The 25,664-nt window shown below is 70.6% G+C and carries 22 protein-coding genes; 5 read left to right on the top strand and 17 right to left on the bottom strand.

Annotated elements, in window-relative coordinates:
- Window positions 1-92: 92 nt before the first annotated feature.
- From AADR41_RS24225 to AADR41_RS24215, 3 genes are all read right to left on the bottom strand, one after another.
- On the bottom strand, window positions 93-518 hold the full coding sequence (locus AADR41_RS24225) for an ankyrin repeat domain-containing protein (protein ID WP_342283498.1): 426 nt from the start codon (window positions 516-518) through the stop codon (window positions 93-95).
- Window positions 519-587: 69 nt separating this feature from the next.
- A complete protein-coding gene (locus tag AADR41_RS24220) occupies window positions 588-1,367 on the bottom strand; it encodes a S1 family peptidase (protein ID WP_342283497.1) in 780 nt (259 codons plus the stop codon).
- A gap of 402 nt (window positions 1,368-1,769) precedes the next feature.
- On the bottom strand, window positions 1,770-4,310 hold the full coding sequence (locus AADR41_RS24215) for an ATP-dependent Clp protease ATP-binding subunit (RefSeq protein WP_342283496.1): 2,541 nt from the start codon (window positions 4,308-4,310) through the stop codon (window positions 1,770-1,772).
- A 361-nt stretch (window positions 4,311-4,671) separates the two neighbouring features.
- Between AADR41_RS24215 and AADR41_RS24210 the strand changes: the two genes are divergently transcribed.
- Window positions 4,672-5,442, top strand: a complete 771-nt coding sequence (locus tag AADR41_RS24210) for a hypothetical protein (protein ID WP_342283495.1) — start codon at window positions 4,672-4,674, stop codon at window positions 5,440-5,442.
- A 72-nt stretch (window positions 5,443-5,514) separates the two neighbouring features.
- On the opposite strand, the gene AADR41_RS24205 is transcribed toward AADR41_RS24210, so the two are convergent.
- The gene (locus AADR41_RS24205; RefSeq protein ID WP_342283494.1) at window positions 5,515-6,174 is read right to left on the bottom strand and encodes an HAD family hydrolase; all 660 of its coding nucleotides are present in this window, start codon (window positions 6,172-6,174) and stop codon (window positions 5,515-5,517) included.
- Window positions 6,175-6,600: 426 nt separating this feature from the next.
- Here AADR41_RS24205 and AADR41_RS24200 point away from each other — a divergent pair, with 426 nt between their 5' ends.
- Window positions 6,601-7,320, top strand: a complete 720-nt coding sequence (locus tag AADR41_RS24200; RefSeq protein ID WP_342283493.1) for a hypothetical protein — start codon at window positions 6,601-6,603, stop codon at window positions 7,318-7,320.
- A gap of 73 nt (window positions 7,321-7,393) precedes the next feature.
- Here AADR41_RS24200 and AADR41_RS24195 read toward each other — a convergent pair whose 3' ends face one another.
- From AADR41_RS24195 to AADR41_RS24175, 5 genes are all read right to left on the bottom strand, one after another.
- Window positions 7,394-7,624 carry a hypothetical protein gene (locus AADR41_RS24195; RefSeq protein WP_342283492.1) on the bottom strand — a complete coding sequence of 77 codons (231 nt, stop codon included), beginning with the start codon at window positions 7,622-7,624 and terminating at the stop codon, window positions 7,394-7,396.
- 99 nt (window positions 7,625-7,723) lie between these two features.
- Window positions 7,724-8,239 carry a lytic polysaccharide monooxygenase auxiliary activity family 9 protein gene (locus AADR41_RS24190; RefSeq protein ID WP_342283491.1) on the bottom strand — a complete coding sequence of 172 codons (516 nt, stop codon included), beginning with the start codon at window positions 8,237-8,239 and terminating at the stop codon, window positions 7,724-7,726.
- A 347-nt stretch (window positions 8,240-8,586) separates the two neighbouring features.
- On the bottom strand, window positions 8,587-9,102 hold the full coding sequence (locus AADR41_RS24185; RefSeq protein ID WP_342283490.1) for a DinB family protein: 516 nt from the start codon (window positions 9,100-9,102) through the stop codon (window positions 8,587-8,589).
- A 42-nt stretch (window positions 9,103-9,144) separates the two neighbouring features.
- Entirely contained in the window at window positions 9,145-9,921 is a 777-nt protein-coding gene (locus AADR41_RS24180) for a DUF4389 domain-containing protein (protein ID WP_342283489.1), read from the bottom strand.
- A gap of 158 nt (window positions 9,922-10,079) precedes the next feature.
- Window positions 10,080-10,817 carry a tyrosine-protein phosphatase gene (locus AADR41_RS24175; protein ID WP_342283488.1) on the bottom strand — a complete coding sequence of 246 codons (738 nt, stop codon included), beginning with the start codon at window positions 10,815-10,817 and terminating at the stop codon, window positions 10,080-10,082.
- A 75-nt stretch (window positions 10,818-10,892) separates the two neighbouring features.
- Here AADR41_RS24175 and AADR41_RS24170 point away from each other — a divergent pair, with 75 nt between their 5' ends.
- A complete protein-coding gene (locus AADR41_RS24170) occupies window positions 10,893-11,567 on the top strand; it encodes a YoaK family protein (protein ID WP_342283487.1) in 675 nt (224 codons plus the stop codon).
- A gap of 202 nt (window positions 11,568-11,769) precedes the next feature.
- Here the strand turns inward: AADR41_RS24170 and rpmG are convergent, their stop codons facing one another.
- Window positions 11,770-11,934: a 50S ribosomal protein L33 gene (gene rpmG, locus AADR41_RS24165; protein WP_124721937.1), complete on the bottom strand. Its 165-nt coding sequence runs from the start codon at window positions 11,932-11,934 to the stop codon at window positions 11,770-11,772.
- A 392-nt stretch (window positions 11,935-12,326) separates the two neighbouring features.
- Here rpmG and AADR41_RS24160 point away from each other — a divergent pair, with 392 nt between their 5' ends.
- Window positions 12,327-13,796 (top strand): PP2C family protein-serine/threonine phosphatase, encoded by a 1,470-nt coding sequence (locus AADR41_RS24160; RefSeq protein ID WP_342283486.1) that lies wholly within the window; start codon window positions 12,327-12,329, stop codon window positions 13,794-13,796.
- Window positions 13,797-13,963: 167 nt separating this feature from the next.
- Here the strand turns inward: AADR41_RS24160 and AADR41_RS24155 are convergent, their stop codons facing one another.
- Window positions 13,964-15,463, bottom strand: a complete 1,500-nt coding sequence (locus AADR41_RS24155) for a DNA-binding protein NsdB (RefSeq protein ID WP_342283485.1) — start codon at window positions 15,461-15,463, stop codon at window positions 13,964-13,966.
- Window positions 15,464-15,694: 231 nt separating this feature from the next.
- On the opposite strand from AADR41_RS24155, the gene AADR41_RS24150 reads away from it, so the two are divergent.
- Window positions 15,695-16,831 carry an aminoglycoside phosphotransferase family protein gene (locus AADR41_RS24150; protein ID WP_342283484.1) on the top strand — a complete coding sequence of 379 codons (1,137 nt, stop codon included), beginning with the start codon at window positions 15,695-15,697 and terminating at the stop codon, window positions 16,829-16,831.
- 67 nt (window positions 16,832-16,898) lie between these two features.
- Here AADR41_RS24150 and AADR41_RS24145 read toward each other — a convergent pair whose 3' ends face one another.
- The 6 genes from AADR41_RS24145 to AADR41_RS24120 all read right to left on the bottom strand — a co-directional run bounded on the left by AADR41_RS24145 (window position 16,899) and on the right by AADR41_RS24120 (window position 25,651).
- Window positions 16,899-19,994: a ThuA domain-containing protein gene (locus tag AADR41_RS24145; protein WP_342283483.1), complete on the bottom strand. Its 3,096-nt coding sequence runs from the start codon at window positions 19,992-19,994 to the stop codon at window positions 16,899-16,901.
- A gap of 72 nt (window positions 19,995-20,066) precedes the next feature.
- On the bottom strand, window positions 20,067-20,939 hold the full coding sequence (locus tag AADR41_RS24140; protein WP_342283482.1) for a sugar phosphate isomerase/epimerase family protein: 873 nt from the start codon (window positions 20,937-20,939) through the stop codon (window positions 20,067-20,069).
- The gene (locus tag AADR41_RS24135; RefSeq protein WP_342283481.1) at window positions 20,936-22,150 is read right to left on the bottom strand and encodes an ABC transporter substrate-binding protein; all 1,215 of its coding nucleotides are present in this window, start codon (window positions 22,148-22,150) and stop codon (window positions 20,936-20,938) included. Before AADR41_RS24135 ends, AADR41_RS24140 begins: the two co-directional genes overlap by 4 nt.
- Window positions 22,147-23,154, bottom strand: coding sequence for an ABC transporter permease (locus AADR41_RS24130; protein ID WP_342283480.1), 1,008 nt, complete (start codon window positions 23,152-23,154; stop codon window positions 22,147-22,149). The genes AADR41_RS24135 and AADR41_RS24130 overlap by 4 nt, the downstream gene beginning before the upstream one ends.
- Complete coding sequence (locus AADR41_RS24125; RefSeq protein WP_342283479.1) at window positions 23,151-24,167, bottom strand: ABC transporter permease; 1,017 nt, start codon at window positions 24,165-24,167, stop codon at window positions 23,151-23,153. The genes AADR41_RS24130 and AADR41_RS24125 overlap by 4 nt, the downstream gene beginning before the upstream one ends.
- The gene (locus tag AADR41_RS24120) at window positions 24,164-25,651 is read right to left on the bottom strand and encodes a sugar ABC transporter ATP-binding protein (protein WP_342283478.1); all 1,488 of its coding nucleotides are present in this window, start codon (window positions 25,649-25,651) and stop codon (window positions 24,164-24,166) included. Before AADR41_RS24120 ends, AADR41_RS24125 begins: the two co-directional genes overlap by 4 nt.
- Window positions 25,652-25,664 lie beyond the last annotated feature (13 nt).

The raw sequence follows: 25,664 nt of genomic DNA, 5'->3' as shown, positions 1-25,664 counted from the left end.
CCCCCAGCCTGCCCAGCCCCCGGCTTCCCCGGCCCTGGGCTTCCCGGAATCTCCGGAGGAGAAGGCTCGGACGGTCGTGGTCCGGGCACTCGTCAGGTACGCGTGACGGCTCCCGCGCCGATGAGGAGGGCGACTGTTCCGGCATGCGGGCCGGCCTGCGCCCAGTCCAGGGGCGAGCGGCCGGCGCCGTGATCTTCGCGGAGGTTCGGATCCGCTCCGTGCGCCAGCAGTTCGCGCACCGCTTCGGTGTGCCCCCAGCACGCGGCGGCGCACAGGGGCGTGCCCTCCGAACCGAGTCCGCCGCTCTCGGTGTCCGGGGAGGCCCCGGACACCAGGAGCAACCGGGCGATCTCGGCTTCGCCGTTCACGGATGCCAGATAGAGCGGGGTGACGCCTTCGCTGTCCGCCCGCTCCGGGTCGGCCCCGGCCCGGAGGATCGCCTTCACCCGGCCGGATCGGCCCATGAGGACTGCTGTGCCGAGGTGTTGGGTGAGCTTCTTGCGCCGCCGCCGGTTCATGGGAGCGAGGCTAGCGGCCGGCAGCGCGGCGTGGACAGCCGGTCCGGCCCGCCGAGGACCGGCCTGCGATCACCCGACCGGGAGGCCGAGCCCTGCGGCGATCGCGCTGACCCGGGTGAAGACGGACACGGGGTACTGGTCGTCGCAGTACTTGTTGCCCGTGGAGACCACACCGATCACCTTGCCCCCTGCGACCAGGGGGCCGCCGGAGTCGCCCCGGCAGACGCTGTCATGGGTCCTGGCGGCCGGGATCCCGCACACCTTGAGCGAGGCGGACTCGCCCGGCTCGGTGAAGGGCGCGCACCCCTTGAGCGGTGCCAGGGTCAGTGTGGCCGACTTGAGCCGCTTCCCGGGAGTGTCGGTGGCGGTCTTGCCCCAGCCCATGGTCTTCGCGGTCTTCCCCTGGGCGTAGAGAGCCGAGTCCTTCGGACCGGCCGGCTTGATCGACGCGTACGGCATCGGCTTGGAGAGGGTGATCACCGCGGCGTCGTAGGTGAGGGTGGCCGCGGCGAACTTCGGGTGGACCTTCACCGACGCGACGTGCCGGACCGTCCCCTTGGTGCTGCTCATGTCCGTGCGCCCGCCGATGATCAGCAGGTCGCGGGGGTCGGCGGCGTCCTCGATGCAGTGCGCGGCGGTGAGCACCTTGGTGGGCGCCACCAGCGTGCCGCCGCAGAACTGCTCGCCGTCCGGAGTCTCGATGAGCATGGTGTACGGGTGGTCCGCCACGGTGGTGTTCTGCCCGCCGTGGATGGCGGCGGCAGGAGTCGCGGTGACCGCGAGACCGGCCGCGGCGAGGACGGAGGCGGTCAGCGCGGCGGCCGCGGAACGCCTGTTGAACGTGAACATGTGGTCCCCCCAGGACACATTGCGTGGCAGGTGGCCGCGCGTCGTGTGGAGGAGGATGCGGAGATCGGAGCCGGGGTTCCGTGATCGGCCGGTCCGAATCTCGCGGACGCTGCCGGAACACGCACAGGGCTTGTCGCACAGTTCTTGAGACTGTGCGACAAGCCCTGTCATCACCGGACAGCTCGGGAACCGGACAGCTCGGGAACCGGACAGCTCGGGAACCGGACAGCTCGGGAACCGGACAGCTCGGGAACCGGACAGCTCGGGAACCGGACAGCTCGGGAACCGGACAGCTCGGGAACCGGACAGCTCGGGGTCCGGACAGCTCGGGCTCCAGGCATCCCTGGCCCATGGGCTCCTGGGAGCCCGTGATGCCGATCCGGGGATCTGCGGCGTCGGAGCCTATTCGGCCGCGACCGCCTCGGTCCCGGTCCCGGCCTCCGCCTCCGCCCCGGCAGAGGTCTCCGGGCGCCGGATCGAGCAGACCAGGGCGTTGTCCTTCACGTCGGCGACGATGGTGTCACCCGGCTCCGCCTCGCCGCTCAGCAGCAGTGACGCGATCCGGTTGTCGAGTTCGGTCTGGATCGTGCGGCGCAGTGGGCGGGCGCCGAACTCCGGCTGGTGGCCGTGCGCGACGAGAAGCTTCTTCGCTGCCTCGGTGACCTCCAGCTCCATGTCCTGGGCCCGCACACGGCGCTTGCTGCCGTCGAGCATGAGGTCGACGATTTCGCCGAGGTCTTCCTTGTCGAGGCCGTGGAAGATGATCGTCTCGTCCACTCGGTTGAGGAACTCCGGCGGGAAGTGACCCCGCAGATCGCCCATCAGGTCGTCGCGGATCTCGGAGACATCGCCCTTGTGGGCGAGGATGCGCTGGGCACCGATGTTGGACGTCATGATGACGACGGTGTGGCGGAAGTCCACGGTTCGCCCCTGCGCGTCGGTCAGGCGTCCGTCGTCGAGGACTTGCAGCAGTGTGTTGAAGACGTCGGGGTGAGCCTTTTCCACCTCGTCGAACAGGAGCACACTGTACGGCTGGCGGCGCACCTTCTCCGTCAGCTGGCCGGCCTCCTCGTGGCCCACGTATCCGGGCGGTGCGCCGACGAGCCGCGAGACGGTGTGCTTCTCCTGGAACTCACTCATGTCGAAGCGGGCCATGCGGTTCTCGTCGCCGAAGAGCAACTCCGCGAGTGCCTTGGCAAGTTCGGTCTTGCCCACACCGGTCGGCCCGAGGAAGAGGAAGGAGCCGACGGGACGGTTCGGGTCGCCCATTCCGGCCCGGTTGCGGCGCACCGCCTGCGCGATCGCGGTGACCGCCTCGTCCTGGCCGACGACACGGGAGTGCAGCGCGTCCTCCAGCTTGAGCAGCTTCTCCTTCTCGCTGGCGGTGAGCTGCGTGACCGGGATGCCGGTGCGGCGGGACACGACTTCGGCGATGTCGGCGGTGGTGACGTCCATGACGCCCTCGCGCCGTTCCTCGACACCGGCGAGTTCGGCCTCGGTCTCCGCGATCCGGAGCTTCAGCCCGGACGCCTTGTCGAAGTCCTCGGACGCGACCGCTTCGTCCTTCTCCCGCTTCAGCTTGGCGAGCTCGTCCTCGCGGGAGACGACCTCGGTGGACCTGCCGAGCGACCGCAGCCGCACCCTGGCGCCCGCCTGGTCCACGAGGTCGATGGCCTTGTCCGGCAGGAAGCGGTCGCTGATGTAACGGTCGGACAGCTCGGCCGCCGCCACCAGTGCGTCGTCGGCGAAGCGGACCTGGTGATGGGCCTCGTAGGAGTCCCGCAGGCCCTCCAGGATCTGGATGGTCTCCTCGACCGTCGGCTCGGGCACCATGACGGGCTGGAATCGGCGCTCCAGCGCGGCGTCCTTCTCGATGTGCTTGCGGTACTCGTCGATGGTGGTCGCGCCGACGACGTGCAGTTCGCCGCGGGCCAGGGCCGGTTTGAGCATGTTGCCCGCGTCCATGGCGCCCTCGCCGGACGCTCCGGCGCCGACCACGGTGTGCAGCTCGTCGATGAACAGGATCGTCGAGTCCGCGGCGGCGCTGACCTCGTCGATGACGTTCTTGAGCCGTTCCTCGAACTGGCCCCGGTACTGGGAGCCCGCCACCAGACCGGAGAGGTCCAGGGCGATCACCCGCTTGTCCTTGAGGGTGCGGGGGACGTCCCCGGCCACGACGCGCTGGGCGATTCCCTCCACGATCGCGGTCTTGCCGACGCCGGGCTCACCGATCAGCACGGGGTTGTTCTTGGAGCGCCGCGAGAGGACCTCCACGGTCTGCTCGATCTCCTCGGCCCGGCCGACCACGGGATCGAGTTTCCCGGCCTTCGCCTCCTCGGTCAGGTCGCGTCCGTACTGGTCGAGTGTCGGGGTGTCGCTCGTTCCGCCCGCCGGGGTGCCGTCGGCCCGTGCCGCGTTGTCCGCCTCGCGCCGCAGTTTGCCGGTGTCCGTGCCGGAGGCACCGAGCAGCTTGGCCGCGCCGGACTCCTGGGTGTCCAGCAGCGCGCCGAGGATGTGCTCGGGCCCGATGTAGGAGACCCCGGCCGCCTGCGAACGCTCATAGGCCTGCAGGAGTACGCGCTTGGCGGCCGGCGTCAGGCTCGGCTCCGCGGACGGCGTGGCGCTCTCGCCCGGCAGGACTTCCGCGATCCGTTTGCCCAGCTCGTCGGGGTCCGCCCCGGCCTGTGCGAGCAGGGTGCGCGCCGGGTCCACCTGGGTGGCGGCCCACAACAGGTGCTCGGTGTCCAGGTCCCGGCTGCCGTCCTCGGTCGCACGTGTGGTTGCCCGGCCTATCAGCTCACGGGCGGATTCGGTCAGCAGCCGCCCGATGGGAACCCGCTGCACCTGCGGCGGTGAGGACGCCGGGGACATCCCGAAGAACCGGTTGAGCAGTTCGTTGAACGGGTCCGGGCCGCCGAAGGAGCCGAAGGAGGACATGGTCATGGTCACCGTCCAGTGAGTGCGGGTGGGAAGGGAGAGCGCGAGCGGTGTGCCTGCCGGGATCGCCCTGCGCCGGACACGGACGTGAGGTGCCCGGGACCGCGGCGCGTCGCGGTCGCCCCGTGGCCCCCATCGACAGGTGATTTCACTAGACCAACGCCCATCCCTTCTCGCAACGGCGCGGGCGATCACCCAACGCCGGCGGCCGTTGCCCTGCACCGCGTCACAGACTTCCCGGCACTGGGACGGACCGGCCGGGAGTACGCCGTTCGGGTGGCATCCGGGGCGGCCGTGCCGCCCCGAGCGGGCGGCGGTCCCGGCAGGTCGTCTCGCCGGCCGACCGGACGCAGCAAAGACTTGCGCCATGAGCGACAACGAGAATTCGGCGGATCTCAAGGGCGGCCTTGGCCACATCATCCTGTTGGCGGTCGTCTTCGCCATGCCCGTCCTCAAGCCGGCCTGGACGCTCGGCGGCGGAGGCGAGCGCGAGCGAGGCGCTGGTCGCCATGGAGCCGTCCAACTGGCCGGACGTCCTGATCGGCATGCTGCTCAACACCGCGCTGCTCGCCTCGGTGCTCGCCGTCGTGGTCTCGCGCACCACGCACGCGTACTTCGCCGCGAAGGGCGGGGCCGGGTCCACGCGGAGAGCTCCGTCGCTCACACGCTGTCGGCGGCCGCCGTAGTACCCCTCGCCTTCGCGCTGGTGGTCGGGGCCTTCCACGGATGGTGGTGGGGCGTCGCGGTGGCCGTCGCCTCGTACGCGCTGCGTCTCGGCGTGATCGTCGAGTACCGCACCGGGCGTCGCGAGCGAGGCAGCGGCAAGCGCACCCATACCTCACCCTCCGGCCGGCTCCAGCACTGCGCCGACGCCGCGGCCGTGGCCGCGCTGCTGCTGGCCGGGGTGGTGCTCCCGTCGATCGCGCCGGCCGGGGCGGTGGACGACCGCTCCTGGACGAATGTTGTGGAATGCGATGTGAACACCGGAGAGGGGAATGAACGTGCTCGTCCGGTGGAGTTGGGGCGCAAGGGCAACGGTGTCGTCGGCTGGGACATCGAGGCGGACGAGGTCGTCAACGGCATCAACTGCAAGGTCTCCGAGAACGATGTGGTGCGCGCACCGGTGTGGCGCTCCTGAGGACGGGCCCGGTGGGTTTCTCGGCGCGGGGTCGGCCCCTCCCCCGCCACGACCGGTTGATCGCGTCCTGCCTCAGTGGGTGACGGCCGCCAGCAGCCCGGGGAGTTCGGCCATGTCGTCGAACACGGTGGTACATGGCCCTTCGAGCCGCGAAGCAGGTGTGAGACCGCCGCAGTAGCCGAAGGCCCGCATCCCGGCGGCGCGGGCCGCCTGAACCCCGTACGCGCTGTCCTCGATCACCGCGCAGAGTCCGGGATCCACGCCCATGGAGCGGGCGGCGTGGAGAAAGAGGTCGGGGGCCGGCTTGCCCGTCGCGACGTCGTCGGCGCTGAAGATGTTCTCCGCGAAGTGGTCGCTCAACCCCGTGAGCCGGAGGTTGCGCCTGATGCCGTCGTGATCGCCGTTCGACGCGACACAGACGGGTGTGGTGAGGCGGTTCAGTACCTCGGCGATGCCGTCGACAGCGGCCGGCTCGGCGTCCAGCGCCGTGCGGTACAGATGCTCGTACTTCTGCTGCCAGTCCTTCTCCAGCCGGCGCCCGAGCCGCTGCTCGACGACCGCCGTGCAGACCTCGCCGGACGAGCCGACGAACTGCTCGATGATCTCGGCTTCGGTGAACAGGCAGCCCAGGTCGGCCATGACCATCGCGTCCACCCTGACGCATATCCGTTCACTGTCCACGAGGACACCGTCACAGTCGAAGATCACCAGTTCGAGAGGGCTCCGGGTCATGGGCGGCGGCCCAGGGCCGTGCGATGTCCCCAGGTCCCCGGCCCGGGCCGGCATCAGTGGCGGACCAGTACCAGCAGCAGGTCAGGAAGGAGCAACCACCGGCCGGGCACGTTGACTCGTGGCATCCAGTTTCGGACATGCGCAGGATGGCCTTGCTCCGTCGCGCGACCGGCGTGTTGGCCCGTCCGCACCCGGCAGCCGCGGCGCACCGTCGACCGGTTCGGCGACCCGGCGGTCTCCTGCGGACCGCGCCCGTTGACCGCTGCGGCTGGAAGCAGACCGAATCACCAGACTTGACGCATCGTCAGAAACATGGCTTGCGTGCGCCTCCACCTCGGCGCGTTCTATTTCCGGATTTCTACGTTCTTGTCAGTGACATACGCCACGCTGGGCACATACCGCCCAACACCGGCTTGGAGGCCAGTAGTGGACGCCCAGGACCTCGCGCAGCTCGCCGACAAAGAGTTCGAGCAGATTCTCACCTCGAACATTCACCCGCCCACCCGCGACGCCAGAACGTGGGCGGCGATCACCCATCCCGACAATCTGCCGCGCGCCCGGAAGATCCTCACGCATGTCCACGAACGCACCGCGAGCGTACTGCGCCGCCGGAAGACGGAGCGCGAGGAGTTCCGCATCGAGTGCTTCGCCCGGGGTGAGGCCGGCAAGCGCGAATGGTTCGCCACCCGGGCCGAATTCGAATCGCTGCGGCGCCGCACCGCCAACTTCCACCAGCGCGTCCAGCGAGCCATCTCCGAACTGGGCCAGGAACAGCGCAACGTGAACCGTGCGCAGAGCCTCAACTCCGGTCAGCAGAGCCGGGAGACGCTCCGCGAACTGGCCGTCGCCGTGCAACGCCACCAGGCGGTCCACGCCCGCAACGGCGGCGGCGCAGAGCCGGCGGACCACGAACTGTGGCGGCACCTCGACCGGCTGACCGTGCCCACCGGCCCCGGGCAGGATCCGACGACGCTGCGCACGATGCTCAGCATCTACTGGACCGACATGCACCCGGTCGCCGACGATCCGGAGTACCGGACACGGGCCGAGCACATCACCCAGAGCGCGCCCGCCGCCCCCGCCACGACCCACTGCTGTGTGCCGCAGGCCCGGCGCGTCCACGACCGGGAGGACCGCGCGACATAGCCGCGGCCCCACCGGGCCGGCGGTACGGGTGCGGGGCGCGGCGGAGGTCGTCCGTCGCGCCCCGCACCCGAAATCATCCGGGTCGGGAGGCCTTGTACGGACCCGGCTTCGCCACGCGCGGGTTGGCACGGGCGCCGAGGACGCGCAGCCGGACCCCGCACGTGGTGACGGGAGCGCTCAGCTGCTCGATGCGCTTGCAGCCGATGGTGCCCGCCTGCACGACGGCCTTCCGTGCGGTGCCGTGCCGGATGTCCACGGTGAAGGACTCGGCGCGTTGCCCGCGGGTGATGTCCTCCTGGAGCACGACGCGGTCGAACGTGACCGGCTGCGACGACTCGGTTGGTACGCCGAGGCCCGCGCGAGTGGGCGAGGGCTTCGGCGCACCGTCGGCCGGGCCCCTCGGTCAGCCGACGTTCACATCGATGCAGGCGTAGAAGGCGTTGGCCGTATCCGCGATGTTCCACACCGCGAGAACCTTCTGCCTGCCCGACAGGCCGCCGAAGTCGACCTGATGGGTGACGGTGGAACCGGGCTGCGCACCGTTGTCGTTGAATTCCGCGATCTTCCGGCCGCCCGCGAAGTACTGCCAGGTGCTCGTGGCGTGCCGGGCGGTCAGGACCCACTGGAACGATGTGCTCCGGCCCACCGGGGTGACCTGCCACCCCTTGGAGTCGTCGTCGAGTTCGGCGAACCTGCTGTTGCCGCCGCTGCAACTGGTCAGCCCCTTGGGGCCTTCCACACTCTGCGGCTCGTACTTGATCTCCCCGCAGCTCACGGTTCCGGCCGCGCACTGGGCCTGGCGGCTCGGGGGCGACGAGATGTATCCGTGGGCACTGGCGGAGCCGACCGGAAGGCTCAGGACCAGTGCGGGGGCGAGTAAGGCACCGATGACTGCGGCCGTTTTCCTTTTCGCGTGCATGCTTCTCCTTCACATGAGGCGTCGCCGCACACGAGCGGGCTGTGGGGGCCCGGGGGTGGCAGACCGGCCTCTCCAGTGTGGGGGCCAAGAAGTGCGAAGGGCACGGCAGGAACCTGCCGCGTACGCCCGGGACTCGCGACGTCCGGCAGGGCCCTGCACTTGGACTAGACCATACCCATCGGCGCGTTCACGTCAAGGAGCCCGGCGTCATTCTGTACCACCGCTCGCCGGGCGTGCGGTGCCTCGGCCGCGCCCGGCGACGGGCCGGACGACGGACGACGGTGGGCCCGGCCGGGCCCGCTCCGGACCGCGCACCGTCGGCGCGGAGCCCCCCGTTCGGCGGCACGTCACCACCCCGTCGCGCCGTCCACACCCTCCCGCACCAGGTCGGCATGGCCGGTGTGGCGCGCGTACTCACCGATCATGTGCAGGTGGATCAGGCGCAGCGAGAACTCCTCGCCGCCATGGACGAAGGTGTCGTCCAGCGAGGCAGTGGCGACGATCTCGTCCGCGAGCCGGCATTCCTCGACGAGGCGGGCGTAGTCCTCGGCCGCGCGGGACGGGTCCAGGTCCTCGAAGTCCGCGTCCTTGCCCTTCGCCGGGTCGTACATGGGGTCGAACGACTGCCCGGCGAACCGCTCCCGGAACCAGACCCGTTCGACCTTCGCCATGTGGCGGATCAGCCCGAGCAGGGTGAGATTCGAAGGCTGCACGGTCTGTCGGGCAAGTTGCTCCCCGGTCAGGCCCGTGCATTTGTGAAGCAGGGAGCTGCGGAACCATGCGAGGTAGCCGGTGAGCATCTCCCGCTCGCCGGCCACGAGTGAACCGGATGTGCGCGCAACCTCGGGTGCTGTCCATGTCATGCCATGATCATGCCTCGCCCGCCACGGGGCCGGGGAGGATTTTCACCTGCCGCCGGTGGACTCGGTCGACCAGTCGGTCGTGGAGGACGTGGTGATGGAGGTGGCAGCCCCGAGCACCAGGAACAGGATGAGCAGCCACTTTCCCGCACTGCCCATGACGAGCGGCCGGGTGGCGGAGCGCGGCTGCTGCTGCGGTAGGGAGAGGTCGTCGTCGCCGAAAAAGCCCTTGGGGTAGGCCGGGGTGAGCATCATGGCGTAGGCGCAGAAGCGCATTTCGTAGCGGAGCACGGCGGCCGTGGCCTCGAAGAGGGGGCGGGGCATGCGTCCCAGGATCAACGTGATCAGCCACCAGACGATCGCCACTGTCCACCAGCCGGCCACGGCGAGGCTCTGCACGACGGCCGCCGGAATCATCAGGATCAGCCGGAAGAGGACGGCCAGGCGGTTGAGGGCGGTGGGTCTGACCTCGATCCGGGCCGGGTAGTCCGGCGGCGGGTCGAGGGCGAACGGCGGATACCGGTCCACGAGCAGCATGCTGCCGGCGCCGACCCGCACCTGGTAGCCGAGGTACCCGGCGAGGAACCGGAACAGCGGTTCGGGCAGCCGCCCCAGGACCAGGGCGGCGAACCAGCCCACGATGACGGTCAGCACGGCCGCGATGTGCAGGAAGAACAGCACGATGAAGTGCGGGATCAGGATCAGCAGCCGCACCAGTACGGTGAGCCGGCGCTGCCGTGGCGGCTCGACGATGTCCAGCACGGGCAGCCACTCGGCGGCGATCCATGCCCTCGGGCCCGGACTCCACTGGGCGTCGGCCATGTCGCTCCTCGTCGGCGGGTGGTCCGTACGCCGTCGGCGCGTACGGCGTCTCCCCACGCTGGGCCGGGAGGCGGCGCCCCGCAATCGGCGGAGGTCCGAACGAGTGCCCCGGCCCATCGGGGCGGTCCTACGGCGTACGGGTGGCCAAGTCGCCGGGTTCACCCGGTGGGTTCGAGCAGCCTTTCGCGCAGTGCGGCCACCAACTTGTCGTCCGTACCGAGGAATTCGGTGACGTAGGCGTGGACGGAGCCGTGTGTCGCGGTCAGGTCGGCCAGGAAGAACCGCATGATGTCGGCGGGCGCCGTGCCGTATCCGGGCCAGCGGGGCTCCTGGCCGGGATGGTCCGCCCGCCAGTCGGCCAGCAGCCGTTCGGTGGCGAGCCCGGTGAGGGCGAAGTCGGCGACGATGTCGTCCTCGGCCACGCCGAGCAGGGACAGGACGAGTGCGGCGAGCAGGCCGGTCCGGTCCTTGCCCGACGCGCAGTGGAAGACGACGGGGCCGCTGTTCTCGTCGGCCATCACTTCCAGGGCGCGGCGGAGTTCGACCACTCCGTCGTGGGCGACCTCGGCGTAGCGGTCGGCCAGGAAGCGCCCGGTCTCCACCTCCGGGCCCAGGGCGGCCTGGTCGTAGGGCCGGTGCTCGATGCTGAGGTTGTGGTAGCGGAGCCCCGGCACCTCGGGCACTCGGCCCTTGGCGGCGATCTCCCAGTCGTACCGCAGGTCGATGACCGTGCCGATCCCGAGGGCCCGGAAGCGCTCCTCGTCCGCGCCGCGAAGCTTGCCCAGTGAATCGGACCGGTAGAGCCGGCCCCATCGGACCGGACGGCCGCCCTCCCCCGGATAGCCGCCGACGTCGCGGAAGTTGTGCAGTCGCTCGAATGCCAGGTGCCTGTTCACGGCGGAGGACTCTAGGGCCGCACGGCGGGGTACGTCGACATCGCGGTGGTGCGGGCCCGAACCGAGAATGCAGACGTGTCCACTCCCGCGCGTCGCCCCGCCCCCGCCCGCCGTGCCGGGCCCGGCCCATGGGGCGAATGGGCCCTGCTGCTCCTGTCGGCCGCCTCCGGGGCGGCCGACGCGTTCGTCTTCATCTGCGTCGGCCAGGTCTTCGCCGGGGTGATGACGGGAAATCTGGTGCTGCTCGGAGCGTCTGCCGCCGGCGCCGGAGAGCAGGGCGTGGCGCTACGGGTGATCACCGCGCTGGTCGCGTACGCCGTCGGTGTCGGCTGTGGTGCGTGGATGAGCGAGCGTTTGCGGTGGTCACTGCCGGTGATGTTGCTGGTGGAGGTGGTCCTGCTGGGGGCCGCGGCCGTGCTGTGGGCGCTGGGGCTGATCACCTCGGGCGGGGACCGGCTCGGGCTGCTGGCACTCATCGCCGTGGCCATGGGCGTCCAGGGCCGGATCCGGGCGACGCCCACCAACTATTTCACCGGCACGCTCACCGCCCTGGTCGGCCGGGCGGCGCTGCGGTCCTGGGAGCGGGGGGACCACTGGGTGGCCGGCCGGCTGGTCGCGGTCGTGGCGGGCGCGGCCGTGACCACGCTGACCGTACGCCTGTGGCCCGGTGCGGCCGCCGCGGTGGCGGCGGTCCCGGCAGCGGGCGCACTGCTCGCAGAGATGGCACACCGGCGGACATCAGTGGGCTGACCTGCGACGATTCCCGGCACAGAGGAAAGCCCCGGCCGGATCGGGGGAATCCAGCCGGGGCGGCTCAAAGGTGGGCGCGGTGCGCGACGTCCACATATAGGTGAACGATAAACCACCACTTCCCGTTCCCGGAAACGCGCACCCCGCACTGTGATCCACAGCACGGAACGCAACCTCCCCGCACCCCCCTACGGCTTCGCGGTCAGCGCTCCTCACGGAAGAGCACGTGCTGCCCCACCACGGGGTCGAACTTGCGCAGCACCAGCCGGTCGGGGTTGTTGCGACGGCTCTTGCGGGTCACATAGCTCTGGCCCGTTCCGGCCGTCGACCGGAGCGTCACGACAGGACGGGTCTCACTGCGTGCCATGGGCACCTCCAGACTCTCGCACCGACCCCACTCCCCCATGATGGGAATGGGTGTCGTTTTCGTTCTGCTGACCCAACGCGACGGTTCGCCGCCGCATTCCCGCCGCCGGGCCGACGGTGCCCCGCATATGCCCCCGACCGGACCCGGCGTGCGGCGAGAGCTCGCCGCACGCGGGCGCACAACCGTCCCCACACGCCGGATGACTTGCGCCAACGTCCGCCGAGGGCAAGGGTGTTCGACGGATCGGCGCCCCGCGCAGCCTGTGACATATGCCAGAAGCAACAACGTCTCGAGTGTTGCCAAATCCCTTACGGGCTCCCGCAGGCTGTGCGACAGTCATCTTCGGTCCACCTTTCAGACCTGGTCGTGCCGCGCCTGTATCGGAGTACGAGATGCCGTCCCCTCTGTCCGCGGACCGCCCCGCCCCACAACCGCCCGAGCGCGACACCGTCGATGCCCTGATCAACCGGACGCTCCGGCTCCGTGGCGATGTGGATGCCGTGCGGCGGGACACGGTGCTGATCGACGAGGAAGACCCGCAGCTGCGTTGGCAGCGGGCGCTCTGCGATCTCGCGGTCCACCATCTCGACGACCTCGGGTCGCACCTGGGACAGCTCAGGGAGGGCCTGCCGCCCAGGGCCCCGCAGCACCACGCACGGGTCCCGGCGCCGGGAGCAGGGCAGGACACACCGCGGGAGGACCCGCAGGAGCGTTACGAGGAGCCGAAGCCCGGTTCGCTGATCGGCCGGGTGGGCAGCGCCGAGTGGAATCTGCTCACCGACGACGTCAGCTGGTCCGAGGAACTGTTCCAGATCTTCGGCAGGCCCCCCGCGGCAGGACCGCTCTCGCTCGACGAGCTCCCGTCCATGCTCCTTCCCGAGGACCAGCCCCTGCTCACCGCCCTGGTGACCGACTGCCTCGTGGACGGCAAGCCGATAGACGGCGAGTTCCGCATCACGCGGGCCGACGGCCGGGTGCGCACGCTCCACATGATGGGCGAGCCCGTCCTGGACACACACGGGTGCACCGCCTCCATGTGGGCCGTTCTGCGTGACGTCAGCGAGCTGCGGCGCAGCCAGCAGGCGGTGCGCCGGACCCATGACTCGCTGCGCAGCCGGGAGCACCGGGCGCAGACCGAGCACCGTCTGGCGGTCGAGCTCCAGGAGGCCGTGCTCCCGCCCTGGCGGGGTTCGCTGCGGCTTCCCTCGCAGGGGCCCGGCGCCCTGGACATCGCGGCCCACTACCTTCCGTCGGAGTCGAGCTCACTCATCGGCGGCGACTGGTACGACGCACTGGAAATGCCGGACGGCCGGACCGTGCTCACGGTCGGTGATCTGACCGGGCACGGCGTCCAGGCCACCTCGGCCATGGCGATGCTGCTGGGCGCGCTGCGTGGCATGGCCGTGGCCGGCATCGAGCCGGGTCCTCTGATGGGGCACCTCAATCAGTTGCTGGAGTCCTCCGTTCAGCCCGCTCTCGGCAGCGCGGTGTGCTGCCGCGTCGATCCGGCCACCGGCACCCTCGTCTGGGCGCAGGCCGGACACCCCGCGCCGCTGCTGTTCCGCGACGGTGTGGGACGTCCGCTGCCCGCGCCGGACGGGGTCCTGCTCGGCGCGGCCTCCGGGGTCGCGTACGAGCAGGACGAAGTGCGCCTGCTGCCCGGCGATGTGCTGATACTGCACACCGACGGACTGAACCGTCACAACGACCGGGGTGCGGGTCCGGACGCGCTGGCGGCTCTGGCACCGCGATTCGCGCAGGCCCGTTCGGCACAGGAGTGCCTGCGGACCGTCGTCGCGGAGTTCGGCGGCATCGAACGCCTGGACGACGCCTGCGTGCTGATCGCCCGCATCGGGGCATAGCGCACGACGACATGCGTACAGGGCCACGGACACCCGGAACACCGGACACGGCGCAGTACGCAGGAGGGCATGCCCGCCCACGGGTGCGGTGCTCGGACGGCCGGTAGCAGGAAAGACGATGGTCGGAAGGTCTTTGCCGGGCGCCCCCTCGTCGCGGCGCCCGCAGGTCAGATCTCCGAGGACCGCCTGCGCTGCTTGATGATGGAGCTCTGTGGCAGGGAGAGCTTGATCTCCTCCCGCAGGTCCTCGATCTTCGCGTAACCCGCGAACTGGCCCGTGAGCCGGTACATTTCGCGCAGTCGGTCCCAGGTTCGGTGCGAGGAGGTCTCCCCCATCGTCACCAGGGCCAGTCGCGCGTAACGGTCGGCCTGCTCGGGATCGTCGGCGATGAAGCAGGCCGAGGCGAGCGAGATGTAGTCGAAGATCTTGGACCGCTGGCGTCCGTTGGCCCGCAGCTCCAGCGCCAGCTTGGCGTGACGCTGGGCCACGACCGCCGCCGACGGGTCGTGTTCGGCGAGCGTGCGGAAGGCCAGGGCCTGCATGCCGTGCATGTCCGCCTCGTCGAACATCTGCATCCAACTGGGCGGCGGCACATCGGTCTTGTCCGAGGTGAAGAGCTCCTCGGCCTTCCCGAGCGTGCGCCGCATCGCCTGGCCGCGGCCCATGGACGCCTGTGCCCAGGCCTCGATGGTGTGCAGCATCGCCTGGGTGCGGGGCAGAACCATGTCCCCGGAACCGGACTTGGCGAGTTTCATCAGGTCCAGGGCGTCGTCCGGACGCCCCAGATGGACCATCTGACGGGCCGCCCTGGAGAGCGCCTCGCCCGCGCGGGGGCGGTCGCCGCCCTCGCGCGCCGCGTGGGCCGCGATGATGAAGTACTTCTGGGCGGTGGGTTCGAGGCCGATGTCGTGGGACATCCAACCCGCGAGTACCGCCAGGTTGGCCGCCACGCCCCAGAGCCTGCGCTGGAGATGATCGGGGTGACGGTAGGCGAGCATGCCGCCCACCTCGTTGAGCTGGCCCACCACGGCCTTGCGCTGGAGTCCGCCGCCCCGTGAGGCGTCCCAGGCGCGGAACACCTCGACGGACCGTTCGAGCGCCTCGATCTCGTCCGACCCGATGGGCGCGGCCTCGTACCGGTCGAAACCGGCCGGGTCCGCGTGCAGCGGGTCTTCGATCCTTGGCGCGTCGGCCGCCAGTACGGGGTCGGAGTGCAGCCAGTCGTGCATGGGGCCGGTGATGGTCGATCCTGCGGCGAGCGCGGCGCCCGCGCTCACCAAGCCGCGTCGGTTGAGCATGAGGTCCATTCCCGTGAATTCGGTGAGGACCGCTGCCGTCCGCTCGGGCGCCCACGGCAGTCCGTCGGGATTGTCCTGCGTCCCGGCCTCCCGCCGTTTCCCCACACGCCCGCGTCGGCCGAACCCGAGGTCCTCGATGGTCACGACACGACCGAGCCGCTCGGTGAACAGGGCAGCCAGCACCTTCGGAACGGGATCGCGGGGGGACTCCCCCATGTCGATCCAGCGCCTCACCCGCGAGGTGTCGGTGGCCAGTTGCGGGTGGCCCATGGCCGCCGCCTGCCTGTTCACCATTCTCGCGAGTTCGCCCTTGGACCAGCCGGCGAGGCCGAACAGGTCGGACAGGCGGGTGTTGGGTTCTCCGGTCACGTCAAGCCCCCAGGTTCTCGGCTGAGTCGACAGTAACCCCCTGTCAGAGGCCTTGCGACAATTCGCCAGGGTTCGCCAGGGTCCGCCAGTTGGTCTGCCACCCGCCTGCCGGTGTCAGGTAGGAAAGCGCCACCCCGCCCGGCAGCCCTAGGTACTCCCCAGGGTGCCGAACGGCCGCCGGCCGGGGCGGCGCACGCAACTTGTCGGCGCGCGAAGGGATCTGTCTCGCCCATGTACACAGCATCGTCCTCCGTGACCGCCCCGCCCCGGCCGCTCCGTCCCCTGGGGGCGGGCGGCGGTCCGTACCTCTCCCCGCACGCCGCTCCCCCGGCGTCCGGCACGGTCCGGCCGCGCCGGCCGGCCGGGACGGTCGGCCCGCCGCTCAGCGGCCGGCTGGACCTGTCCGGCCCGCAGGGGGCGCAGCTGAGAATGGCGATCGCGTCGGTGCACCGGATCTGCCCCGAGTTCAACCCCGTCCAGGTGCTGCGCCGCAGCGGCCGTTCGGTGCTGCTCGTGGGCTCCACCGGCCGGGCGACCGCGGTCGCCAAGTGCTTACTGGACCACTCGCCGGCGTGGTCGGAGCGGTTCCGTCACGAAATAGCTGCATATCGTGCGTTCGTCCGGCACCGTCCGCCGGTGCGCGTGCCGCGGCTCATCGCGGCCGATCCGGAGAACTGCACACTGGTGATCGAGCGGATGCCCGGCCGGGTGGCCGCGTTGACCCGGCATCCCTCGGAGGCTCCGCCCCGTGCCGATGTCCGGGCCGCGCTGGGCGCGATCAGCCGGGTCAACGCCTGGCGGCCGGCGCCGGGGCTGTTCGACGCCCCGCTCGACTACGCCTCGCGGATCGCGCGCTATCACGAGCTGGGGCTCTTCACCGACCGCGATCTGGGTGATCTGCAGAAGCTGCTGCACGGTCTGGCGCACGCGGGCGGTCGGCAGGGCATGGGGCAGTTCTGTCACGGTGACGCCCTGCTCTCCAACATCCTGCTGTCGCCGACGGGTCCGGTGCTGGTGGACTGGGAGCACGCGGGCTGGTATCTGCCCGGGTACGACCTGGCCACGCTGTGGACGGTCCTCGGTGACGCACCGGCGGCGCGGCGTCAGATCAGCCAGCTGGCGCAGGCCAACGGACCGGCCGCGCGAGACGCGTTCCTGGTCAACCTGATGCTGGTGCTGACCCGCGAGATCCGTACGTACGAGACGGCCGTCCAGCGGGCCATGCGGGATTCGACGGCCTCGGGCGCCGGTCATGAGCGCCCGGGCGCGCTGTCGTCGAGCGAGGAGCAGCGGCTGTTGCTGCGCCGGCTGCACGACGACTGCGCGATGGCCCGCAGGGCCGTGCGTGCCGCGGTCGGCACTCGCTGACCCTGCCGGGGGATGCGCGTTGCGGGTCCGGTGCCGACACACCGGGCCCGCAGCGCGCCGGGGTACGTCAGGGGCTCTTGAAGTCGACCGCGTCGACGTCGAACGAGTTGTCCTGCGGGGACGTGAAGACGAGGTACAGCTTGTGGGTTCCCTTCAGTTCCTGGACGGGCACGGGCGGGGTCGCCTCATAGTTGTCCCAGCCGCCCGTGTCGGGCACGGGGGTGGTGGCGAGCAGCGGGCCGTCGGCGGAGTCCGCGCGGAGTTCGATCGCGCCGACCCCGTTCGGTGAGGACAGCCGGTAGCTGACGGTGCCGATTCCCTCGACGCTCATCGGGTCGAACGCGACCCAGTCGCCGTCGGAGACGTCGCCGATCCGCTTGCCGTTCTCGGCGCCTTCCTGGGCGACGATCCGGGTGCCGGACTGGGCGTCGTAGTACTCCGCCTGCTTGTGCTTCGGCTGGAGCACGGCACGGCCGTAGCCGGTCAGTGCGGAGACTCCGTCGCCGCCCTTGTCGGTGTACTTGGCGTTGAGTACGTAGGTGAGGTCCGCCCCTTCGGGGTGGCCGCCCAGGTCACCGGTGTCCACGGTGCCCTCGCAGCCGGGGATGTCGGTGGTGGGGTGCTCGTGGTCGTCGTGGCCCAGAGCCGGGTTGACAGTCACCTTGGTGCAGTCGACCGGGCCGTCCTCGGGATCGGTGACCGTGACCTTGTACGGGATCTTGTCGCCGAATTCGATGAGTTTGCCGCTGACCGGGAATTCGATGGTCACCTTCGGTGCCGTGTTGCCTGCGGTGACGGGGATGTTGGCGTAGCCGGACTTGCCGGTGGAGTCGGTGACCTTCAGCTGGGCGGCGAAGTCGCCCTTGGCCGTGTAGGTGTGGCTGGGCGACGCCTCCGTGGAGTCGTACGTGCCGTCGCCGTCGAAGTCCCACGCGTAGCTGAGCGTGTCGCCGTCCGGGTCGTTGCTGCCCTCGCTGGAGAAGTCGACCTTCAGCGGTACGGGGCCGTCCTTGGCCGAGGCGGCGGCCTTGGCCACCGGGGCGCGCTGCCCCTGGGCGTAGTCGATGCGGTAGAGCCCGGAGTCGTTGTTTCCGCCGCCGAAGGAACTGCCCCATTCGAGGACGTAGAGCGAGCCGTCGGGCCCGAAGGTCATGTCCATCGGCTTGTTGAACTTCTGGGTGGCGAGGAAGTCATTGATCTTCAGGACCTTCTGGTCCTTGTCGAAGCGGACTTCCTTGACGAAGTTGCGCGACCACTCGTAGAAGAAGCTCGCGCCCTCGAAGTAGGCGGGGAACTTCGTGGTGGAGGGGTTCTTCCCGTCGTAGTGGTAGACGGGGCCGCTCATCGGGGCCGAGCCGCCGCTGCCGACTTCGGGGAATTCCTCGGAGGCGCCGTAGCCGTACCAGATCTCCGGCTGCTGGATGGGCGGGAGTCGGGTCAGACCGGTGTTGTTGGGTGAGGGGTTGACGGGACTGGCGCAGTCGAACTTGGCGCCGACCTCCTTGGTGTCGGGGTTGTACGGGGCGTAGGCCTGGTTGTTGCCGTGGCAGAACGGCCAGCCGAAATTGCCGGCCTTCTTCATGACGTTGTACTCGACGAGGCCCTCGGGTCCTCGGTCGGTGGTGGGCAGTCCGCGGTCGGGTCCGTAGTCGGAGGCGTGGACGTAGCCCGTCCTGGGGTCGACGGTGAAGCGGAACGGGTTGCGGAAGCCCATCGCGTAGATCTCGGGACGGGTCCTGGCCGTGCCGGGGGCGAAGAGGTTGCCCTTGGGGACGGTGTAGCCGCCGGAGTCCTTCGGCTTGATGCGCAGGATCTTGCCGCGCAGGTCGTTCGTGTTGCCCGCGGTGCGGGCGGCGTCCAGCATCTGCTTGCCCTCGCGCCAGTCGAGCGGGGCGTATCCCTGCCAGTTCGGGTCGAGGTTGGGCGGGGTGTCGTCTCCGACGCCGAGGTAGAGCGTGCGGCCGGGGCCGAACTCGACTGCGCCTCCGGTGTGTCCGGGCTCGGGGAAACTGCGGTCGCGGTAGGCGGGGACGTCGATGACCTTCTTCTCGCTGGCGGGGTCGAGGCTGTTGCCCTTGACCGTGAAGCGGGAGAGCCGGTTGATGTCCTCGGTGGCGCCCGCGGGGGCGTAGTAGAGGTAGATCCAGTGGTTCTTCATGAAGTCCGGGTCGAGTTCCATGCCGACCAGTCCGTCCTCGCCGCCGGTGTAGACGTCGAGCTTTCCGGCGGTGGTGGTGGCGTGGGTCGCCGGGTCGTAGATGTTGATCTCGCCGCTGCGCTGGACGTAGAAGACCCGGCCGTCCTCGGCGACGTCGAGTTCCATCGGGTCGGCGGTGTTGTCGTCGAGAGCGACCTTCTCGTAGCCGCTCCAGACGGTGCCGCCGCAGTCGCCGGGCTTGTTGCCCGCGGCCCACCTGACGCCGCCCATGACATGGGTGCGGAAGGCGGCTTCGCTGTACGAGGCGGTGTCGTGGCCCATGGCGGTCGCCCAGACCCGGCCGCCCTCGGTGTTGCGGCACCAGGAGATCGGGTGGTCGGCGCCCATCGCGGAGCCGCCGGGGTTGTAGGTGGTCTCGTCGGCGGTGACCAGGACGTGGACGTCACCGCGGGGGTTGCGGTCGAAGTTGTACCACTCCTCGGGGCGTTCCCAGCGTTCGGGGAGCCCTGCGGTGGAGGGGTGGACGCGGTCGGCGACCTTGGCGGTGCCCTGGAGGACGCCGGGTGAGTGCGCGGGCATGTGGACGCCGCCGTTGATGGCCTCGTCCCACCAGGGGAAGGTCTCCTCGATGCCCATGTCGAGGGTGTTGTGGAGGGCGACGACGCCGCCACCGCCGCGTACGTAGGACTGCATCGCCTCCCGCTGGGCGTCGGTGTCCCAGACCATGCCGGAGTTCTGGAGCATGACGACGACGTCGAAGTCCTTGAGCTTCGCCGGGTCGAAGACCGCGGGGTCGGCGGTCTCGACGAGTTCGAAATTGCCGGCGGCCGCCTCCTCCTTGAACATCTGGATGCCGGCCGGGATGGAGGCGTGCACATAGCCGACGGCGCGGGTGAAGAGCAGGGCGCGGAAGGCGGGGGCCTTGCCGGAGGTGGCTGCGGTCGCGGGCAGTGCGGTCAGCGCGAGGAGCAGTGCGCCCAGCAGCGCGATGAACGTACGCCGCATGTCACGGACATGACAGCGCAATCGGTGACGGCTCACGAGCGGGTCCTCTCTGCGGATTGCGGACGAGCGGGGTCAGGGGGTGGTGCCGAGGGCGTGGCGCAGAAAGGCCAGGCCGTCGACGGCGATGCTGTCCTGGGTACCGGCGAGCGGGCGCCAGACCGAGGCGGCGACCGCGATGGCGTCGTTGTGCGCGGTGAACGACTCGATGCAGAGCGGGCCCCAGTAGCCGCACGTGGTGAGCGCGGCAAGGAAGCCCGGCCAGTCGAGAGAGTCGGCGCCGGGGGTGCCCCGGTCGTTCGCGCACACCTGGACGTGGACGATGCGGCCCGCCGCGCGGTGCACGGCCTCGGGCAGCGAGCGTTCCTCGATGTTCTGGTGGTACACGTCGAGCGCGAGGCCGATGGTCCTCTCGGGAAGCCCGGTCAGCGCTTCGAGGGTCTGGTCCACGGTGTTGAGCAGACTCGTCTCGTACCGGTTGAGGGGTTCCACGGCGAGCCGCACCCCCGCCGCGCGGGCGTGCGCGACGACCGGGGTGAGGTTCTCCCGCAACTCCTCGTACGCGGCGGCGCGTTCGGCACGGTCCATCCGCCAGGTACGGCCCACCGCCGCGTACATGGGTCCGGCGACGGTGGGGGCACCGAGAGCCCGGGCGGCGTCGACGCACCGGTACAGATAGTCCTGGGTGACCCGGACGGTCGCCGGGTCGGTGTGGACGAGATTGCGGTCGGGCGGCATCACGGCGATCACCGCGGCGGGGGCGAGACCGGAGGCGTCGAGCAGCTTGGCGACGGATCCCGGCGCCCAGTCCCGCTCGTTCTCCAGCGGGATCTCGACGCAGTCGAAACCCCATGCGGACAGCTTCGGCAGCACGTCACCGAGCGTTTCGTAGGTCACCGGCGAGTGCCAGATCCACGGGTTGGCGCCGAGCGGGAGGGCGACGGTCACTTCTTGCCTCCCCACTTCTCGGGGAATCCGGGAAGGTTCTCGCAGCCGCACATCGCGTAGTGCAGCGGTGGCATGCCGGGTTCGAAGTACCGGTCGAGGGTCTCCTGGGTGACGGTGGGCTGCGGCAGCTTCCACTCCTTGGGGACCTGCTGCCCCTTGAGGATCCTCAGCGCGGCGATGACCGGTGTGCGCCACTGGAAGGTGGGGTAGGAGGGGGCGATCGCGGTGAGCTTCTTCTCCTTCCATGCCTGGAGGAAGTCCTGCTGGTCCTCACCGGTGATGGGCGGCACCTCCCGTCCGGCGTCCTCGAAGGCCTCCACCGCGGCGACGGAGGTGGCCCCGGAGTCCATCCAGACGCCGTCGATGTCGCCGTTGCGGGTGAGGGCGTCGGTGACGATCGCCTTGGTCTTCGCCGGGTCGCCGTCGGTGAACTTCACGTCCACGACGTCGAGTCCGCTCTTGTCGAACGCGAGCTTCGCCGCCGACCAGCGGGTCTCCAGCACATCGACGCCGGGGGAGATCCGCAGGGCGAGGACCTTCCCCTCCGGCTTCACCTTTCCGACGAGGAAGTCGGCGGCGACCGCTCCGTAGCCGTAGCCGCCGATCGGGTTGATGAAGGTGACGGCGCAGTCGGTCTCGACGCCCCGGTCGAAGACGATCACGGGCACCTTGCCGCAGGCCTGCTCGACGGCGGGGGTGAGGGTGGCGGTGGTGTTCGGGGAGACGATCAGTGCGTCACAGTCCTGGCCGGCGAGCTCCTGGATGTCGGAGATCTGCTTGTCGTCCTTGCCCTGGGCATCGAGCACGGTGAACCCGGTGATCTCCCTGTGGAGTGCGGCCTCGGCCCGCATGTTCTTGAGGCCGACCTGACGCCAGGGGTTGAAGACTCCGGCGTTGGAGAAACAGAGATGGATTCCGCCGGAGTCCTTCTTCTTGTACTGGCCGGTGTCGACGAGCTCCGGGCGGAGCATCTGCTCCCACGGCCTTCCTGCGGGCCCCTGCGGGGTGACCTCGGCGAGGCCGAGCTGGCGGTCGTACTCGGCCCGGTCGAAGAACTTCGACTGCTTGCCGGTGCCCGCGTCGCCCGTGCCGCCGCTCGCTCCGGCGGCGGGCGCGTCGGGCGGGGCGTCGCTGGTGCAGCCGGCCAGCAGGGCCGCGCCGAGCAGTGCGGCGACCGGCGCGAGGACGTGTCCGAGCTTTCGCGTACTCATGAGGTTTTCGCTCCCGGGGATTCGGTGCCGCGGCGGCGCAGACCGGACCAGTCGGCTGCGCCGAGGGCGACGGCGGCGATGACGATGACGCCTTGCACGGTCGACTCCAGGGCGCCGGAGACGCCCTGGAGATTGAGCAGGGTGAACAGTGCCTGGAGCGAGAACGCCCCGGCCATCGCCGCGACGACGGAGCCCCGGCCGCCGCCCAGCACCACGCCGCCCAGGACGACGGCGGTGATCGCCTCGAACTCGTAGCCGCGGCCGGCCTGCGCCGAGACTCCGGAGAACCCGCCGACCAGTACGGCCGCGAGCGCGGCGGCCGCCCCGGAGAGGACGAAGGCGATGGTCCGGGCGCGTGCGACCCGGACGCCGGCCAGTGCCGCGGCGCGTTCGCTGTCGCCGGTGGCCAGGAGCGTACGGCCGAAGTCGGAACGCATCAGGCGTGCCGCCAGCAGACCCGCGACGACGCAGGCCAGTACGGCCCACGGCAGCCAGCCGAACGCGGTGCCGCGCCCGAGCCTGCGGAACTCCGCGGGCAGCGCGCCGTGCGGTGAGCCGCCGGTCCAGAAGAAGACGGCGCCTTCGAGGATCAGCATCATGCCGAGCGTGGTGATGAACGAGGGCACCCGCAGCAGGGTGGTGATCAGGCCGCTGACGAGTCCGGCGAGGGCTCCGGCGAGCAGCAGGACCACGGTGACGAGCGGCCAGGGCGCCGCCGGGAACGAGCCGTACAGTTCGGCGGCGACGACCACCCCGGCGGTGACGATCGCTCCGACCGAGAGGTCGAACTCGCCGCAGACGATGACCAGGTACTGGCCGGCGGCCAGGATGACGAGGGGGGCGGCGCGCTTGACGAAGGCGAGGAAGCGGTCGGGTTCGTAGAAGCCCGGGTCGGTGAGGGCGAGCACGGCGAGCAGCACCACGAGCAGGAGGTAGACGGGTGTGCCGGTGCCGAGGGCGCGCAGGACTCGGCGGCCTGTGGCGGGTGCCTGGGCGGTGGTCATGCGGTCCGCTCCTTCGGGGTGCGGCGGCCTCGGGCGTAGAGGGCGACGGCGGCGATGATGACGACGCCCCGGACGACGTTCTTGAAGAACGGGTCCACGGACAGCTGGTTGAAGACGCTGTCGAGCACGGCGAGGACGAGGACTCCGCCGAGGGTGCCCGCCACTCCCCCGCGTCCCCCGGCGAGCGCGGTGCCGCCGAGGACCACTGCGGCGATGGATTCCAGGTCGTAGCGGGCCTCCGTGCCCGCCCAGGGGGCTCCGGCGCCGAGCCGTGCGGCGAGGAAGAGGGCCGCGGCGCCGACGCACAGTGAGCACAGGAGGTGTGCGGCGACGACGGTGCGCCGGGTGCGGACGCCGGAGAGCCGGGCGGCGTGCTCGTCGCCGCCGGTCGCGTACATGTGGTGTCCGAGCCGGGTGCGGCGGGTGATCAGCCAGAGTGCGGCGGCGACCGCGAGGAGGAGGAAGAGCGAGACGGGGACCGGTCCGATCCGGTCGTAACCGAGGTGCTGGAAGGAGGCGGGGACCTTGCCCGCGGGGCCGGTGTAGTTGTCCTCGATCCAGCCGCGCAGGATGAAGGCGGTGCCGAGGGTGGCGATGAAGGCGTTGACCTTGAGACCGGTGACGATCAGCCCGTTGGCCAGGCCGACGGCGGCGCTGAGGGCGAGGACCGCGAGGACCGCGACGAGCACGCTGCCGCTCTGCATCGTCTCCGCGGCGACGAGGGTGCCGAGGCTGATGAGGTGGGCGACGGAGAGGTCGAGCGATCCGGTGAGGATGACGACGGACTGGCCGACGGCCACGAGGCCCAGGACGACGCAGTTCTGAAGGACCGTCACCACGTTGGTCGTGGTCAGGAAGTCTCCGCCGCGGGCCGCGACGACGATCCAGCCGAGCAGGGTGACGGCGAGCGCGGCGAGCCAGACCCCGGCCACGGGGCCGGCGAGGCGCCGGCGGGCGGTGCGTGGTGCGGTGGCGGGGGGCCGGGTGCCGGGGCCGGGCCGGAGGGCGGTCATGCCGCTCCCTCCGGCGCGCCGGCGCCGCCGGTGGCGACGCGCATGACGGCTTCCTCCGTTGCTCCGGCGGGCAGTTCACCGGCGAGGCGGCCCTCGGACATGACCAGGATCCGGTCGCTCATCCCGATCAGCTCGGGCAGTTCGGAGGAGATGATCAGTACGGCGAGGCCCTCGCGGGCCAGTTCCCGTACGAGGGTGTGGATGGCCGCCTTGGCGCCGACGTCGACGCCTCGGGTGGGTTCGTCGAAGAGGAGTATCCGGGGGCGGGCGGCGAGCCATTTGGCGATGACGACCTTCTGCTGGTTGCCGCCGGAGAGGTACTGGACCTGCTGGTCCTCGCCATGGGCATGGAGGCGTACGCGTTCCAGCAGCGCGGTCGCCTCCCGGCGCGCGGCCGGTCTGCCGCGCGCCGGGACGGCACGCGTCACGAGCAGCGCGTTGTCGGCCACGGACTGGTGGAGCGCGAGCCCCTCCCCCTTGCGGTCCTCGGTGACCAGGGCGATCCCGGCCCGGACGGCTTCCCGGGGGGTCGCCGGGCGCAGTGGTTTCCCGCCGACGGTCATGGCGCCCGTGGTGAAGGGGGCGGCGCCGAAGAGCGCGCGGGCCAGGGAGGTGCGGCCGGAGCCCTGGAGACCCGCGACGCCGACGACCTCGCCGGCCCGCAGGGTCAGGTCGATGCCGGAGACCCTGGCGTTGCCGCCGCCGCGCACCGTGAGCCGCTCCCCGCCACTCTCTCCCGGGCTCGCCCGGGGCGGGTAGTAGGTGCCGAGCTCCCGTCCGACCATGGCGCGTACCACCGTGTCGGCGTCGGTGTCGCGGGTGTCGAGGGTGGTGACGCGGCGGCCGTCCTTGAGGACGGTGATGCGCCGTGAGAGTTCGAAGACCTCGCGGAGGCGGTGCGAGATGTACAGGATGCCGATGCCTCTGGCGGTCAGGCGGCTTACCAGGGAACCGAGTTGCTCGACCTCGTGGTCCGCGAGCGCGGCGGTGGGTTCGTCCATCACCAGGATGCGGACGTCCGACGCGAGGGCCTTGACGATCTCCACGGTCTGTCTGCGTGCGACCGGCAGTTCGTGCACGGGGGTGCGCGGGGTGATGCCGGTCTCGTCGAGTTCGGCGAGGAGTTCGGCGGTGCGCCGCTCCATGGCACGCCGGTCGACCAGTCCGTACCTGGTCGGTTCGCGGCCGAGGAAGACGTTCTCGGCGACCGTGCGGTGGGGCAGGAGCGCGAACTCCTGGTGGATGAAGCCGATTCCGGCGGCCTGGGCCTCGGCCGGGTGGCCGAAGGAGCGGTCGGTGCCGTCGATGGTGATGGTCCCCGCGTCGGGTGAGTGCTCCCCCGCGAGGATCTTCATCAGGGTGGACTTTCCCGCGCCGTTCTCCCCCACCAGGGCATGCACTTCTCCGGCTTCGAGGTCGAGCCCCACCCCATCGAGCACACGCACCCCGAGAAAGCTCTTGGACACACCCTGCATCGTCAGCATCGAACTGCTCCTC

The sequence above is a fragment of the Streptomyces sp. CLV115 genome, assembly GCF_038448545.1.
Lineage (GTDB): Bacteria > Actinomycetota > Actinomycetes > Streptomycetales > Streptomycetaceae > Streptomyces > Streptomyces sanglieri.
This window is presented reverse-complemented; position numbering and strand designations above follow the sequence as displayed.

What these genes read in the sequence shown, in the direction of transcription:
- AADR41_RS24225 (WP_342283498.1), bottom strand. Translation starts at nt 518, where the DNA reads ATGAACCGGCGGCGGCGCAAGAAGCTCACCCAACACCTCGGCACAGCA.
- AADR41_RS24220 (WP_342283497.1), bottom strand. Translation starts at nt 1,367, where the DNA reads ATGTTCACGTTCAACAGGCGTTCCGCGGCCGCCGCGCTGACCGCCTCC.
- AADR41_RS24215 (WP_342283496.1), bottom strand. Translation starts at nt 4,310, where the DNA reads ATGACCATGTCCTCCTTCGGCTCCTTCGGCGGCCCGGACCCGTTCAAC.
- AADR41_RS24210 (WP_342283495.1), top strand. Translation starts at nt 4,672, where the DNA reads ATGAGCGACAACGAGAATTCGGCGGATCTCAAGGGCGGCCTTGGCCAC.
- AADR41_RS24205 (WP_342283494.1), bottom strand. Translation starts at nt 6,174, where the DNA reads ATGACCCGGAGCCCTCTCGAACTGGTGATCTTCGACTGTGACGGTGTC.
- AADR41_RS24190 (WP_342283491.1), bottom strand. Translation starts at nt 8,239, where the DNA reads ATGCACGCGAAAAGGAAAACGGCCGCAGTCATCGGTGCCTTACTCGCC.
- AADR41_RS24185 (WP_342283490.1), bottom strand. Translation starts at nt 9,102, where the DNA reads ATGACATGGACAGCACCCGAGGTTGCGCGCACATCCGGTTCACTCGTG.
- AADR41_RS24180 (WP_342283489.1), bottom strand. Translation starts at nt 9,921, where the DNA reads ATGGCCGACGCCCAGTGGAGTCCGGGCCCGAGGGCATGGATCGCCGCC.
- rpmG (WP_124721937.1), bottom strand. Translation starts at nt 11,934, where the DNA reads ATGGCACGCAGTGAGACCCGTCCTGTCGTGACGCTCCGGTCGACGGCC.
- AADR41_RS24160 (WP_342283486.1), top strand. Translation starts at nt 12,327, where the DNA reads ATGCCGTCCCCTCTGTCCGCGGACCGCCCCGCCCCACAACCGCCCGAG.
- AADR41_RS24150 (WP_342283484.1), top strand. Translation starts at nt 15,695, where the DNA reads ATGTACACAGCATCGTCCTCCGTGACCGCCCCGCCCCGGCCGCTCCGT.
- AADR41_RS24145 (WP_342283483.1), bottom strand. Translation starts at nt 19,994, where the DNA reads ATGCGGCGTACGTTCATCGCGCTGCTGGGCGCACTGCTCCTCGCGCTG.
- AADR41_RS24135 (WP_342283481.1), bottom strand. Translation starts at nt 22,150, where the DNA reads ATGAGTACGCGAAAGCTCGGACACGTCCTCGCGCCGGTCGCCGCACTG.
- AADR41_RS24130 (WP_342283480.1), bottom strand. Translation starts at nt 23,154, where the DNA reads ATGACCACCGCCCAGGCACCCGCCACAGGCCGCCGAGTCCTGCGCGCC.
- AADR41_RS24125 (WP_342283479.1), bottom strand. Translation starts at nt 24,167, where the DNA reads ATGACCGCCCTCCGGCCCGGCCCCGGCACCCGGCCCCCCGCCACCGCA.
- AADR41_RS24120 (WP_342283478.1), bottom strand. Translation starts at nt 25,651, where the DNA reads ATGCTGACGATGCAGGGTGTGTCCAAGAGCTTTCTCGGGGTGCGTGTG.